The 13,020-nt window shown below is 60.3% G+C and carries 11 protein-coding genes and 2 pseudogenes; 7 read left to right on the top strand and 6 right to left on the bottom strand.

Features of this window, described 5'->3' with window-relative positions; genetic code table 11:
- The first annotated feature begins 240 nt into the window (after positions 1 to 240).
- From GV819_RS27700 to GV819_RS27720, 5 genes and pseudogenes are all read left to right on the top strand, one after another.
- On the top strand, positions 241 to 570 hold the full coding sequence (locus tag GV819_RS27700) for an MFS transporter (protein WP_161759220.1): 330 nt from the start codon (positions 241 to 243) through the stop codon (positions 568 to 570).
- Positions 567 to 911 carry a hypothetical protein gene (locus GV819_RS27705; RefSeq protein WP_161759221.1) on the top strand — a complete coding sequence of 115 codons (345 nt, stop codon included), beginning with the start codon at positions 567 to 569 and terminating at the stop codon, positions 909 to 911. Before GV819_RS27700 ends, GV819_RS27705 begins: the two co-directional genes overlap by 4 nt.
- Before the next feature lie 190 nt (positions 912 to 1,101).
- Entirely contained in the window at positions 1,102 to 1,434 is a 333-nt protein-coding gene (locus tag GV819_RS27710; protein ID WP_161759222.1) for a hypothetical protein, read from the top strand.
- 398 nt (positions 1,435 to 1,832) lie between these two features.
- Entirely contained in the window at positions 1,833 to 2,150 is a 318-nt protein-coding gene (locus tag GV819_RS27715) for a putative metallopeptidase (RefSeq protein ID WP_161759223.1), read from the top strand.
- Positions 2,151 to 2,182: 32 nt separating this feature from the next.
- Positions 2,183 to 2,544, top strand: a pseudogene (locus tag GV819_RS27720) (DUF2280 domain-containing protein); the annotation flags it as partial.
- Positions 2,545 to 2,626: 82 nt separating this feature from the next.
- Here GV819_RS27720 and GV819_RS33355 read toward each other — a convergent pair.
- From GV819_RS33355 to GV819_RS27740, 4 genes and pseudogenes are all read right to left on the bottom strand, one after another.
- Positions 2,627 to 2,713 (bottom strand): annotated as a pseudogene (locus GV819_RS33355) (DNA cytosine methyltransferase); the annotation flags it as partial.
- Between the two features lie 96 nt (positions 2,714 to 2,809).
- The gene (locus GV819_RS27730; protein ID WP_161759224.1) at positions 2,810 to 4,018 is read right to left on the bottom strand and encodes an MFS transporter; all 1,209 of its coding nucleotides are present in this window, start codon (positions 4,016 to 4,018) and stop codon (positions 2,810 to 2,812) included.
- 106 nt (positions 4,019 to 4,124) lie between these two features.
- On the bottom strand, positions 4,125 to 4,988 hold the full coding sequence (locus tag GV819_RS27735) for a LysR family transcriptional regulator (protein ID WP_178126109.1): 864 nt from the start codon (positions 4,986 to 4,988) through the stop codon (positions 4,125 to 4,127).
- A 1,607-nt stretch (positions 4,989 to 6,595) separates the two neighbouring features.
- The gene (locus GV819_RS27740) at positions 6,596 to 7,492 is read right to left on the bottom strand and encodes a LysR family transcriptional regulator (protein ID WP_161759225.1); all 897 of its coding nucleotides are present in this window, start codon (positions 7,490 to 7,492) and stop codon (positions 6,596 to 6,598) included.
- Positions 7,493 to 7,586: 94 nt separating this feature from the next.
- On the opposite strand from GV819_RS27740, the gene GV819_RS27745 reads away from it, so the two are divergent.
- Positions 7,587 to 8,837, top strand: coding sequence for an MFS transporter (locus GV819_RS27745; protein WP_161759226.1), 1,251 nt, complete (start codon positions 7,587 to 7,589; stop codon positions 8,835 to 8,837).
- Positions 8,838 to 8,862: 25 nt separating this feature from the next.
- A complete protein-coding gene (locus GV819_RS27750) occupies positions 8,863 to 10,083 on the top strand; it encodes an MFS transporter (RefSeq protein WP_161759227.1) in 1,221 nt (406 codons plus the stop codon).
- Between the two features lie 364 nt (positions 10,084 to 10,447).
- Here GV819_RS27750 and GV819_RS27755 read toward each other — a convergent pair whose 3' ends face one another.
- Both GV819_RS27755 and GV819_RS27760 read right to left on the bottom strand, forming a co-directional pair.
- Entirely contained in the window at positions 10,448 to 11,869 is a 1,422-nt protein-coding gene (locus GV819_RS27755) for an efflux transporter outer membrane subunit (protein ID WP_161759228.1), read from the bottom strand.
- A 60-nt stretch (positions 11,870 to 11,929) separates the two neighbouring features.
- The gene (locus GV819_RS27760) at positions 11,930 to 12,730 is read right to left on the bottom strand and encodes a helix-turn-helix transcriptional regulator (RefSeq protein WP_161759229.1); all 801 of its coding nucleotides are present in this window, start codon (positions 12,728 to 12,730) and stop codon (positions 11,930 to 11,932) included.
- Positions 12,731 to 13,020: the final 290 nt, after the last annotated feature.

The following is a 13,020-nucleotide window of genomic DNA, read 5'->3' on the forward strand; positions in this document are numbered from 1 at the left end:
TCGCTCTCCACACGAGCTTGCGGTGTAATGCCCAATCTCACCCCGCGCAGATGAGGCGGGAGTAGCAAAAGGGTCGTGCCTGTCAGGGCGACCCTCTCACAAGCGAGAAGTCTCGCACCAATTTCAAGGCCTCGATATTGATCGGGGCTTTTTCATTTTCGGCCCCACCACGCCCATCGCTAAGGCTGGGAGTGCTGCTGGGGCGGACCTATTTCAAACATGCCCCACGGAGTCGAGCGCATGGAGTTTCTGTACCGCCTGCTCGACAGGCTGGATACCTGGTTTACCGCGGGGTTGGTTGGCGCGTTCGCCGCGAGCTGGTGGCACCGCGACGACCTGGTAGACCGAAAGGCCTGGGCCGTCTTCATTTTCTCGGGTGCTGTGTGCGCCCATTACCTGACCGGACTGGTAAGCGCTTACCTGGGAGTGGTCGAGCCCCGCAGCGTTGCCGGTATCGGTTTTCTGCTCGGCACCTTCGGCGGCTCATTGATCGCCGCCATCACCCGGGCAATCAAAGCTGCTGACCTTTGGGTGTTCATTCGTTTGAAGTTCGGGGGAGGTGGCACATGATCCTGGAGCATGTTGCAACGTGGTCTGCTGGACTGATTGCGCTATGGGCGACCTGGTGCTGCTTGAGCGGGAAGGTCCGCGACGGTGTGCTGGGGAAGTTGATCTACGCGGCTATCGCGTTGAGCGGCTACGCGCTGCTGGTGCGCAACGACAGGTTGATCATGTCCCAGTCGGTGGCAGAGGCGACTTTGTACGCATCCCTGGCCCTGGCCGGCGTTCGGCACGTCTTCATGGTCACCTACTGGCAGCGGGTGAAAGTCTGGCTGTGCCGGACATTGAACTGTGAGCACTGTCGGCGCTGTGACAAGACGTCAGGTTGTATCGATCGTCCTACCAAGTAAGTCGTGATACTAGAGAGCATCATGGGGGATCAATCGGGCGATCATGTCCACTTCTATAACGAAGGTCTGAGTTGTCGGGCGGCTAACCTTGTTAGTAAAGTCGCATTGACGCATTGACGCATTGACGCATTGACGCATTGACGCATTAACGCTTTAGCTGGCCCTTCTAGACCTCTTGTGGACACAGCCCATGGCTCACTTGGACCACCTCGCCAATTACGTCAGTGCCATCCTGGGGTTGTCCTCGTCTCGCATCGGTCGTCTTGAGAAATCGAATCAAGAAACCTGGCTCGACCAGGGGTTCACAGTTACCGCGGAGGAGAAAACTTATGCCTTCGATGATGGTGCACTCATCAAGCGGCTAGCTGAGCAGGATAACTTTCCCAGCGACGCAGTCTGTGCTGAATGCTGGATTAGCTACGAAGTTGTTCGCCAGCCGCTCGACAAAATGGTCAGTCCTAGCCACATCAGCTTTAACAATGCCTGCCGGGAAGCCTATTGGCTTCGGTACTTCTCCGATTAGTAGCCGAGTCTCTACCAGTGCTCCGCAACGTCTAGTCATGCGTGACACTTGCGCTGGTGGGAAGATTTGTAAACTCAGGCGCGTCAGTTGGGTGGGTAGGTGTGCCGCAGGTTAGTGCGGCACTGAGGATCTGCTATCGACCGTTCCGGCGGTCACATTCATCCTGCGCTTCGGACCGGCTCATATAGCAATCCGGGTGCCGCTTATTTTCAATGGTGTCGTAGATCTGAAAGCCTCGCGCTGCAACGTGCGAAGTAACCACGCCGTTCCGCACCGAACCGTTTTCCGTGTGTATTGTGGGTTTCACGATGTAGCGGTCGTCCATAGATTGCTCCTGCGTTTGAGTTGACCCCCACCATTACTGGCAACCCGCCACTATTTCAAGCTTCAGGTGATCCGTGGACAGGCCTAGCCCTCCCGCATCGCTGCTTGAGCTGTCCGATCTCTCCGGCTTCGGTATTCGCCTGACTCCAGCCCCTGAAGTGTGGGAATGGCTCCAGGCTGAAATCCTTGTTGACACCGGCAGCATTCACAACGAAGACCATGCACACCTGAAGCTGCAGAGCCATGACGTCGAGGAGTTCGTCGGTGTGGTTCGCCGCTACGGTGCGAGCCCTGACGTTCAGGCCCTGGTAGACGCTGCAAACAATCCTGCTGAGGTGGGGAAATTGAACATATCGAGGGCCTGCGGAACCTGTCTGCTCAAGTCGGCCTGATTCCATGACAGGTATTGACGGATGACGACCATATGGCAGTACTACGAAGCGAGGTCAAAGCCTTCATAGTTCAGGCTCTGGCCTGCTTTGATACGCGCTCTCAGGTGGTGGCAGCGGTCAAGACAGAGTTCGGGATCGAGATCACTCGCCAGCAGTGCGAAACGTACGACCCGACAAAGTTTGCTGGGCAGAAGCTCGGCAAGACCTGGGTGGACTTATTTCATGCTGCCCGAAAGAGACTCCGTGAAGAGACGACGGATATCCCCATCGCCAACCGTGCGTACCGGCTTCGCGGTCTTGGGCGACTGGCCGAGAAGGCCGAGAACATGCGCAACCTGGGCCTGACCGCCAGCTTTACGAGCAGGCCGCCAAGGAGTGCGGCGATATGTACGTCAGACACACCGACCCTGCGGGAGGTGTGTGATACCCCGCGCGGGTTGAGGGTCGTTTGATCCGCTTGGAACAGGTTGTGCCAGCGCCGACACAACGGCCCATGCAGTCGAGCGGCTTGAATCGCATTGTGGATTCCCGTTTGCCTTCCCCCGCGCAGGGCTGTGCCCCTGGGCATGACCCATATGCCTCTCCCCAAGATGTGCTGACGCGGTTGCCAACGCAGCGGGCGAGTCAGATTATCGATCGCTGCCGCATAAGTGGGCTCTTTAAGCCCCACCATCTGTGCGAGCTTGACTTTGATTCGGGACGCCCCTCCAGAGCTGTATAAGCGCCAAAGAAGCAAGACTAGCGATACTGAGCGCAAGTGCGCCGATTCCAATGCTCAGTCCCCAGAAGTCGATCAAATATCCAGTTAACACCGGAATCGCACCGGCGGGCACATACCCCCCCATATTGAACACTGCGTTGGCTTCGGCACGGCGCGGCGCTGGCACAGCGTCGGCAATAAGGGTCAGTCCACCTAACTGCCCCAAACCTTGACCCGCGCCTGCCAGCAGAGCAGAAGTGATCAGCCATGGAGCAGAGCCGGTTTCCAGCGCAATCCATACGAAGATCATTGACGAAATAGTAGCGATCCCGCTTAGCGAAAATACGCTACGGCCGCTGAATTTCTTGGCTGCGAACTGCACGGCTACGGCCACGAGGAACATGGAAAAGGCCATGCAACCTGTTACAAGGGGACTGTTCACGCCCAGAAATGTGGCGATCAACTTGGGGCCGAGCGAGAGGATGAATGAAGTCGATGTTATTCCAGGACCGAAGAACGCTATCCCTAACAGCACGATGCCGAGATTTTGCTTAGCAACGGTGGGTAAGCGCGGTTTAAACGAACCGACCCCAAGCTTCAGGTTTTTCTGATTGAGCAGCGCCAAGAGCGCCACGCACAAAATCGCAATCTCAATTCGGAAGACTGTGTGGATCGGGTTTGGAAAATATTGCGCCACGATCCCTGCCAATAGCGGCCCGGTGCCTGCTCCGGCCACCATTGCGACAGATGCCATTAGCGAAGCGAAATGTTTGCGATGCGGCTGAGCATGCTCAACAACATTCGCCATACCCCCGGATACGACAAGGCCTACTGAAACGCCTGTGAGGAAGCGACCAAGCATCAAGACGCCAATGCTGTTGGCCTGGTCGAACAAAATCGCTGCAACGATGGCAAGCCCCACACAGGGCAGTAGGAGTGCCTTGCGCCCGTAATGGTCGGACAACTGCCCCGCGACGGTGAGAGTTAGAAGGAGGCCGATGATGTAGCAGGCAAAAATCACCGTCAGCACTCCGGACGCGAAGCCGAGGGATTGCTGCCAAGAGCTGTAGAGCGGCGTAGCCGCATTCGACAGTATAAAGATCGCGGTCACGATCCACGCTGTACGGTACACAGCCATTGAGCTTTGTTGGGGATGGGTAATGCTCATTGCTGAAGAGCCTCTATCTCTAGCCAGAAATTCAAGTTCTGCCTAGGGTAGAGATATGCTTGGTGACGACCTATTCACTAAAACCACAAATGGAATGTGAAAAAATTCACAGCTCCCGCGCCTGCACTAAGCCTTCCATGAGGAAATCCAAGACTGCTCGGATTTTTAGAGAGCTGCGCAGATCTTCATGAAACGCGAGCCAGATGGGCAGTTCCAGCGGTGTGTGATCCATATCGACGTCGACCCTCGCCAGCCCATATTCCTTGCCTAAAAAATCTGGCAGGAAAACTATGCCAGCATTGCCTACGGCAGCTAATGCCTGAATGCGCAGGTCGTTGCTGGTGACGGAGAGCGGCCGTCCACCCAGCCGATCCATGAGCCATTGCTGCTGGATTGAATCGTCCATGCTGCGGTCGTAGCCAATGAACTCGAACTGTTCAGGTTCACGTTGATCGATGTAGTCCTTGCTAGCATGAGGGTAAAAACGCAAGGAGCCGAGGTTTTTGGCGACGACACTCTGTTCTTCCGGCCTGCTGAAGGTAATGGCAATATCGGTTTCTTTTCTTGCCAACGACGCAGTGGACTTGGCTCCAACGAGTCTGAGCTGCAACCGGGGATAACGCTCGCGTAATACCCCGAGCCGCCGAGCCACCAAAGTTCCGAGATACGCAGGAGGTGCGGACAAGATCACCTCACCCTCAATGCGACTTTCTTCCCCTTCAGCGAATCGCCTGAGTGCAAAGGATGCAGACTCCATCTGCGCTGCATATTCACCTACCCTCACACCATCCTCGGTCAGCTGGTAAACACGGCCCCTGCGATCTACCAGCTTCATGTTCAAAGAGGCTTCGAGGGCAGCTATTCGGCGAACCACAGTCGCGTGTTCCACCCCCAGCGAACGTGCTGCCGCGGCTAAGGTGCCCTCATGAACAAAGGCAAAGAAAAAACGGAGGCTATCCCAGTCGAGCATATTAATCATCAGGTGCAGTACGAGAGGCTTTTCAGCAAGCGACAAGCCTAGCGTACCGACTAATCAGATGACACTGCCGGATAAAGGTCGTCCCACGTTATCCGCCCTCAAGAACCTCTTATGCGATGACAGCAATCACGACGAACATGGCAGATTCAGTCCCCCTAGGGTTGTAGAGCAACGGGCAAGTTCGCGGCGGGCATGGCCACATCTGTCTTACCTTCATTGCTCTTACTTCGACTTCACTGCTCACGACGCGCACGTCCATCTGCGCTTAAGGCATCCCCGACGTTGCGATTGCGATTTCAGCCCAGTGAAGGTCAGTTTCATTACGCAGGGTGTATTGGACAGACGCTTACAGTGTTTCGAATGTCGGGGAGCACTCTTTCTCATTTTCAGTGGAGGGCTGTCTCGGATCAGAGGTGTTGGCATTCGTTGCCCGTCTGGCGCACGTTTGCATGTCCCCGGAGACGCACAAAGTTGTCGAAGTACCTCCGGCCTTGAGATCATTGCTGCAGTGATACCAACCAGCAAAGACAAGATCGACGGTCGTGTCATGCCTCCTCAGTTGTCGGCGCCGGACTCGCCGATCATCCGTTCTGAAGGGTTAGCCGGGAACGGCTCTTGACCGCGAATCGGTTTGGGGAGGAGGGCGAAGATATTCCGGACAAGGCCTGACACGAAAAGCCCGGCGCTGGGCCGGACTAGGGGGTGTGTCTATCAGGCCATCTGGTAACGCTCAAAAGGCCAGAGGGGCGTTACACAGGTGTTTCTGCGTTGCCTCAGTCATGCAGTAGCGAAGAGCCGTATTGGTTGTAGCTGTTGCTCAGCGCAGCCCCACCACCGCCTACATTCTGCTTCGAGTAACCGCCGCCAAGTTTGCAGCTATCTGAGAAACAAGAGTGCGTTGGCGCCGCAGAGCATGCATTCAGAAGCAGCGCTGTAGCCACCAAGATAACTTTGAAGTAACTCGACTTCATTTCAGTGCCTCCCCCAGAGCGAAGTAGCGGATCAATCTCGGACAATCCTACGCCCTGCTATTAGGGAGCACACGGAAATCCGTGTATCCAAAGTGAAATGTTGACTCACCGAGAGCGACCCATCACAAAAAAGCCCGGTTCTGCACCGGGCTTGGTGGTTTACAGTGGAGCCACACCTATTTCACTCGAACATGCCTCTTGCTTTCCTGCCAGCCAGTACTGGGTCGCTACCCGCTGAATTGAGTGTCGAGCCAATGATCCAGCTCGCTGAGGGCGTGGTGATGCCTATCGGGGAGGCTCTTGAGTCTTGCGCTGATTTTGTCCCTGTTGGCCTTTGAGAGTTCATACCCGCGGGTGCGTAGGAAGTGATCGATGTAATCCTCTATTTCCAGTAACTCGTTGGATGAAACGAGTACCTTGAAAGACTTGCCTTGGTATTGCTTGCCATCGTTACGATTCCAGCCCAATCACATCACCTCTGTGTTGATGAAAGGGAAGTTGCTTCCCTACTTTCAGTATAGAACTGAGGCGAAAGCACAAGTTTTTGCGGCCGGGGAAAGTCAACGCTGGAACAGCCATTCACTAGGGTGCACCCGCGCTCGCGCGGACGCCTCGATAAGCCTGTGACTACAGCTGCTGCAACTCGTCAATCACCGCCATGAAGGCCTCCACCAGCAGGCTGCGTCCCTGGCGGCGGGTCAACACCAAGAGTGGCGCGGTGGCGCCGGGGTCCGCCAGCAACCGATAGCTCACGCCTTTCTTCGCCAGGGTCTGGGTGCAGTGGGGAACCAGGGCAACACCCTGGCCGGCAGCGACCAGGGCGATGATCGAGGTGATCTGCCGTCCGCTGGGGCCAGGGCGCAGGGGCAGGCCGTGGCGCCGATAGAGTTGTTCGATCGCCTCGTTGAGCCCTGAGCCATAGTCGGCCGGAAACAGGATCAGCGGATACTCACTGAGTTCGGCCAGGGTCACCCGGTCCCGGGCCGCCAGCGGGCTGTCGCTGGAGATGGCCGCCACCAGCGGTTCGTCCCCCAGGGACAGGGCCTGGATTTCGCTCTGCTCGCTGGGGGGCGGCAGCCGACTCATGCCGATGTCGATACGGCCGTCGACAATCTGTGACCACTGGCTAACCGAGGCGCCTTCCACCAGGGTCAGCTGCACGTCCGGGAAGCGCTGGGCGAAGGCCTGGATGGCCTGGCTGAACAGGTCCGACAGGGCGATCGAACTGGCATACCCCAGGGCCAGTTGTCCGGCACGGCCGGCGGCCAGCTTGCCGGCAATGGCTTGGGCCAGGTCCACCTGTTCCAGCACTGCCCGAGCGTAAGGCAGGAAGTGCCGGCCCTGGGCGGTGAGGGCGACGGTGCGGCTGGTGCGGTCGAAAAGACGGAAACCCAGTTCCGCTTCCAATGCTGAAATCTGCCGGGTCAGCGGTGGTTGGGCGAGGTGCAGGCGCAGGGCCGCACGGCCAAAATGCAGCTCTTCGGCGACAGTCAGAAAGTAACGCAATCGGCGTAGATCGAGCATCCTGTTCCCTGGGTATTGATCGGTCGAAAATCGGTATTGGTCTTGGCGCTGCGGGGTATTTTATAAAGGCTCTTGGTCAGACACGAGAGGTTTCATGAATCCACCTGCGCATAGTGCTCGCATTGCCCTGTTCCTGTGTGGCTGCGCGGCCTTTCTCAACCTGTATGCGACCCAGGGCATTCTTCAGGCGCTCGCCCAGAGCTTTCAAGTGAGCCTCAGAGAGGCCGGCTGGAGCATTACCGTAACCACCCTGGCGGTGGCCATGACCGCGCCCTTTGTCAGTCGCTTCACCGGCCGTTTCGACCCGCGCTCGGTGATTGTGCTGGCCGCGCTGATGCTGGCGCTACCGGCGGGGTTGGCGGCCAGTGCCGGCAGCTTTGCCCAGCTACTGGCCTGGCGCTTTATCGAGGGCATGCTGATCCCGGTGGTGTTCGCCACCAGCGTCGCCTATATCGGCGACCGCTGGAGCGGAGGCACTGTCACCGAAATCACCAGCCTCTATGTGGCGGGCACTGTGCTCGGCGGTTTTGCCGGACGCTTCGTCACCGGTGTCATCACCGAGTACCTGGGCTGGCGTGAGGCCTTTGCCCTGTTGGCAGGCTTGAGCCTGCTGATCGGCCTGGCCATTCACCGTCTGCTGCCGGGCAATCCTGCGCGGGTCGGCAGAAGCACGCCGAAGCCGCTGAGCGCTCTGAGTGAGCTATGCCGCAGGCCTTTGCTGGCGGCCTACGGCGTGGGTTTTTGCGTGCTGTTCTCGCAAGTGGCCACCTTTACCTACGCCGGGCTCTACCTCAGCCAGGCGCCATTCAACCTGGGAGCTGCGGCCCTCGGCAGTGTCTACACAGTGTTCCTGTTGGCGCTGGTGGTGATTCCCGTCGCCGGGCGCCTGAGCCAGTCCCGCCCGCAAGCCGAACTGCTGATCGTCGCGGCGCTGCTGGGTGTCTGCGGTTCGTTCCTGACCCTGCTGCCCTCGCTGTGGCTGATCGTACTGGGGCTGGCCTTGAGCTCCACAGGGGTGTTCCTGGCCCAGGCCGCCGCCAACGCCTTTACCACCGCCACCGCCCGGCACAACCGAGCTGGTGCCGTGGGGCTGTACCTGACCTGTTACTACCTGGGGGGCAGTTTCGGCGCCGTGCTCCCGTCACTGTTCTGGAGCCGTTGGGGTTGGCAGGGCTGTGTGGCGTTGATCGTGGTTTTCCAGGTGTTGTCGCTGTTGATCGCCTGGAGCGGCTGGCGGCCTGGCGCGCCGCAAGGCTCGGCCAGCCACGAGCGCAGTGATTCAGGCCCCCGCGATCCACGAATCAGCGACCCAGTAACCCGCGGGGTGGATGCCCCCCGACCTTGATTTTCCTCAGCCGCCGGCCAATCCGATGAATGATCCGCAACATCCAGCCTTACCCGCCGCTGCAACCGTGCGTCGTCGCTCGTTGCTGGCCGCTTGCAGTGCCCATGCCGTGCATGACGGCCTCACCGATGTGATCTATGTGCTGCTGCCGATCTGGCAGGCGCAATTCGCGATGAGCTACGCGCAGATCGGCCTGCTGCGCGGTGCCTACTCGGCCATGATGGCCGGCTGCCAACTGCTGGCCGGCCGCGCAGCCAGGCGCTGGGGGCGTGAGCGTCTGCTGGTGGGCGGCACCGCCCTGGCTGGCCTGGCCTATCTGCTGGTGGGGCAGGCCACAGGCTTGAGCATGCTGCTCCTGGCGCTGCTGCTCGGCGGCCTGGGGGCAAGTACTCAGCACCCACTGGCGTCCTCGCTGATCAGCGACACCCACGAAGCCGCTGGCGGGGTCAAGCAAGCCCTGGCGCAATACAACTTTGCCGGTGATATCGGCAAGACTCTGATCCCCGGGCTGGTAGGGCTGTTGCTGACGCTGATCAGCTGGCGCGCCAGTGTCACCCTGATCGGACTCCTGGGCCTGGCCGCCGCGTTGTTGCTGTGGTGGCTGATTCCGCCCCGGAGCAGTACCTCGGCGTTGCGGGAAAAAAATCTCAAGGCGTCCAGGGGCCAGGGTTCCGCCAGCGGACTGCGGGCACTGATCCTCACCGGCACTCTGGACAGTGCCGTGCGCATGGGCTTTCTGACCTTCCTGCCGTTTCTGCTCAAGGCCAAGGGCGCCGGCACCGCGGGTATCGGCCTGGCCCTGACCTTGCTGTTTATCGGTGGTGCGTTCGGCAAGTTGCTCTGCGGTTACCTGGGGGTGCGCATCGGCATGATGAAGACCGTGTGGCTCACCGAGTTCAGCACCGCGAGCCTGATCGTGCTGGCGCTGTTCCTGCCCTATGGCGGCCTGATGCTGATGTTGCCGCTGCTGGGGCTGGCCCTGAATGGCACCTCATCGGTGCTGTATGGCGCGGTACCGGACCTGGCGGGCGCCGACAAGCGCGAGCAGGCGTTCTCGTTGTTCTACACCGGCACCATCGGCGGCGGGGCGCTGGCCCCGATACTGTTCGGCAGCCTCGGGGACTTCACCGGCATTCCCCTGGCGGTGATGGCGCTAGCCGTGACCCTGTTGCTGACGCTGCCCCTGTCCTGGTACGTACAACGGGGGCTGGATGCGGATGCCCGCTCGCTGCGCCACGCAGGCTGACAGTTTCTCGTCCGTTAGGCTGGCGATGAGGTGGGGGTGGTTCATCCTGTTTCTTGGGGACGCTGTTTAATCTGCGGTTATCCCGAGACATGGGATGTCCTGCATTCAGAATTTTCTTACAGACGCTGATGGGGCGGCTGCCTAAGATTGTCCCGTTCGCCCGGCCAGGTACCACAGGCAACACGCTGAATGGCGGTCACTGGTCAGGGCGGGCTGCAACATCGCGGCACCTGCCCGCCCGGCCTCAATTCTGCCTACTGCCCTTGGCTGGCCGGGTCGGCTTTTCAGCGTTCAACACCCCTCAGGACGATCCGTCCGCTTGCTGTTACTCCTCCTTCCTCCTTCTTGCTTCGCCTTCCCGGTTTCAGGGTCGCTGCTGTGACAGTGCCAGCCCCGGCACTTCGCCCCACGCGCCGCCCAGGGCCTGGTACAGATTGACCTCGGCCAGCAACTGCGCCAGCCGGTCGTTGATCAGGCCCTGCTGGGCACTGAACAGTGAGCGCTGGGCGTCAAGAAACACCAGGTTGCTGTCGACGCCGATCCGATAGCGATGTTCGGCCAGGTCGTAATAGTCCTGGCTGGCCTGCACCAGGTTGTGCTGGGCGCTCAGTTGCTGCTGGTAGGTCTGGCGCGCGGCGAGGCCGTCGGCGACTTCCTGGAAGGCGGTCTGAATGGCTTTCTCATACTGGGCCACGCTGATGTCCTTCTGCAGGCGCGAATAGTCCAGGCTGGCCCGCAGGTTGCCGGCATTGAAAATCGGCAGGTTGATCTGTGGCTGAAAGATCCAGCCACCGGAGCCGCTCTTGAACAGCCCCGAAAGCTCCTTGCTGGAACTGCCGGCGCTGGCGGTCAGGCTGACGCTGGGAAAGAACGCCGCTCGCGCCGCACCGATATTGGCGTTGGCGGCTTGCAGCTGGTACTCGGCCTGGAGAATGTCCGGGCGCCGTTGCAACAGGTTCGAAGGCAGCCCGGCGGGTACTTGGGCGAGCATGCCCTCAGCTAGCCCGCGTTCTGGCAGGCTTGAGGGCAGCGGTGCGCCCACCAGCAAGGTCAGGTTGTTCAGGTCCAGGGCCACTTGGCGCTGGTAGCGGGCCAGGCTGGCACGGGTGCTGTCGACGCTGGTGCGGGCCTGGGCCACGTCCAGTGCCGAGACCTTGCCGGCACTGCCGTTGCGCGCGGTCAGGCGCAGGCTCTGTTCGTCTGCTGCCAGGGTCTTGCGGGTCAGCTCCAGCAACTCATGATCGGCACACCAGGTCATGTAGGCCGTGGCGACATTGGCCACCAGGCTCAACTGCGCGCTACGCCGGGCTTGCTCACTGGACAGGTAGGTCATCAGCGCCTGCTGGCTGAGGCTGCGGATGCGCCCGAAAAAATCCAGCTCGTAGGCGCTGATGCCCAGGTTGGCGGAATAGCTGGAGCTGATCATCGCCTTGCTACCGGTCACCGATTGCGGCAGGCGCTGGCGCTTGCCGGACGCGCTGGCCGATACCGCCGGCAGCAGGTCGGCGCGCTGGATGCGGTACTGGGCCTGGTAGGCCGCGACGTTCAGCGCCGCGACCCGCAGGTCGCGGTTGTTCTCCAGGGCACTGTGGATCAGCTGTTGCAACAGCGGGTCCTGAAACAGGCCCTGCCAGTCGGCCCCGACCGTGCCACTGGCCGGGGCGTAGGCCGCGCCTTGCGGGTACTGCGGGGCCACCGGTGATGCGGGACGCTGGTAGTCCGGGATCAGCGAGCAGCCGCCGAGGGCCAGGGCCAGGGCCGCCAGGTGCAGTGGGGAGTTACGCATTGATCAGCCTCGTGACAAGGACAGCCTGATGGCGGGCGACAAGCGATGCGGAGCCGCGCCTCAGGCGCCGACCATCCACTTGGCCAGTCCGTGGCGGCCGCTGACCCCGAGCTTGGTGGCCGCGCGCTTGAGGTAGGTTTCGACGGAGCTGTTCTTGACGCTCAGGCGCTCGGCCATTTCCGGCACGGTGCCCCCGGTCAACAGTCCCAGGCACACCTCTTTTTCCCGCGCTGAAAGGCTGATGTCGCCCAGGGACAGGCGTTCGTCGAACTCCCGTTGCAAGGGGGTCTGCTGACGCGCGTCCAGCGGCCGGGGGTTCCAGCTGCGCAGGTTTTTCAGGGCTTGTTGCCGATGCAACTGGGCGTGGCGCTCCAGCAGCGGCAGCAGGGTTTCCGACAGGCTCTTGAGAAACGACAGTTCTGCCAGGGAGAAACCGCCCTGGGTGGGCTCGCGGTAGAGGGTGATGACACAGCGGCGATTGGCTTTGCGCGAGACCAGGTGGCATTGGTGCGGGGAGTTGCGCGGATGCCCGCTGTGGGCCTGGGCATTCATCTGGATCAGTAGCGATTCGTCCATTTCCAGTATCTTGTGCAGCAGCGGATCATGGCGCCGCGGGGGCTCCGGCAGTGGCACATCCTCGTGCAATCCGGCGCGTCCCAGCAGGGTGATTTCCAGTGGGCTGGCCTGGTGTTCGTCGAGGGTCCATTCGCTGAGCCGCAATGGATTCACCGGTACCAGTTTGTCCACCAGTTGCAGCATGTTGCTGGCGAATTGAGCGTGGCCGGTGCTGGAGATCAACTGCCCCAGTTCGAAGTAGAAGTTCGGGGTTCCCATGTTGGCGATACTGCTGGTCAGACTCATATCCTTATCATCCTTGATCAAGACAAATCGCTGATCGAAGCGCGGTTGCCACGGCGGCCTGGGGCAGGTTCCTGATGAACCTAGCCTGTAGGAAAAGTCTGATTTAATCCCAAGCATTTACTTCACGTCTGTAGGGGGAAACCGGGACACAAGGGCCATGCCAGAGCCTTGGGCGGGGCTTGGGCAATGGCCCTCCAACAGGCCTTTCGGGCCCGCAGGTGTTCGTCCTCGCGGTGCTGCAAGGCACTGAATCAGCGATAGGTCCGGGTCCCCGAAGAGGGGCCGGGCAG

The organism is Pseudomonas sp. Fl5BN2, from assembly GCF_009908205.1.
GTDB lineage: Bacteria > Pseudomonadota > Gammaproteobacteria > Pseudomonadales > Pseudomonadaceae > Aquipseudomonas.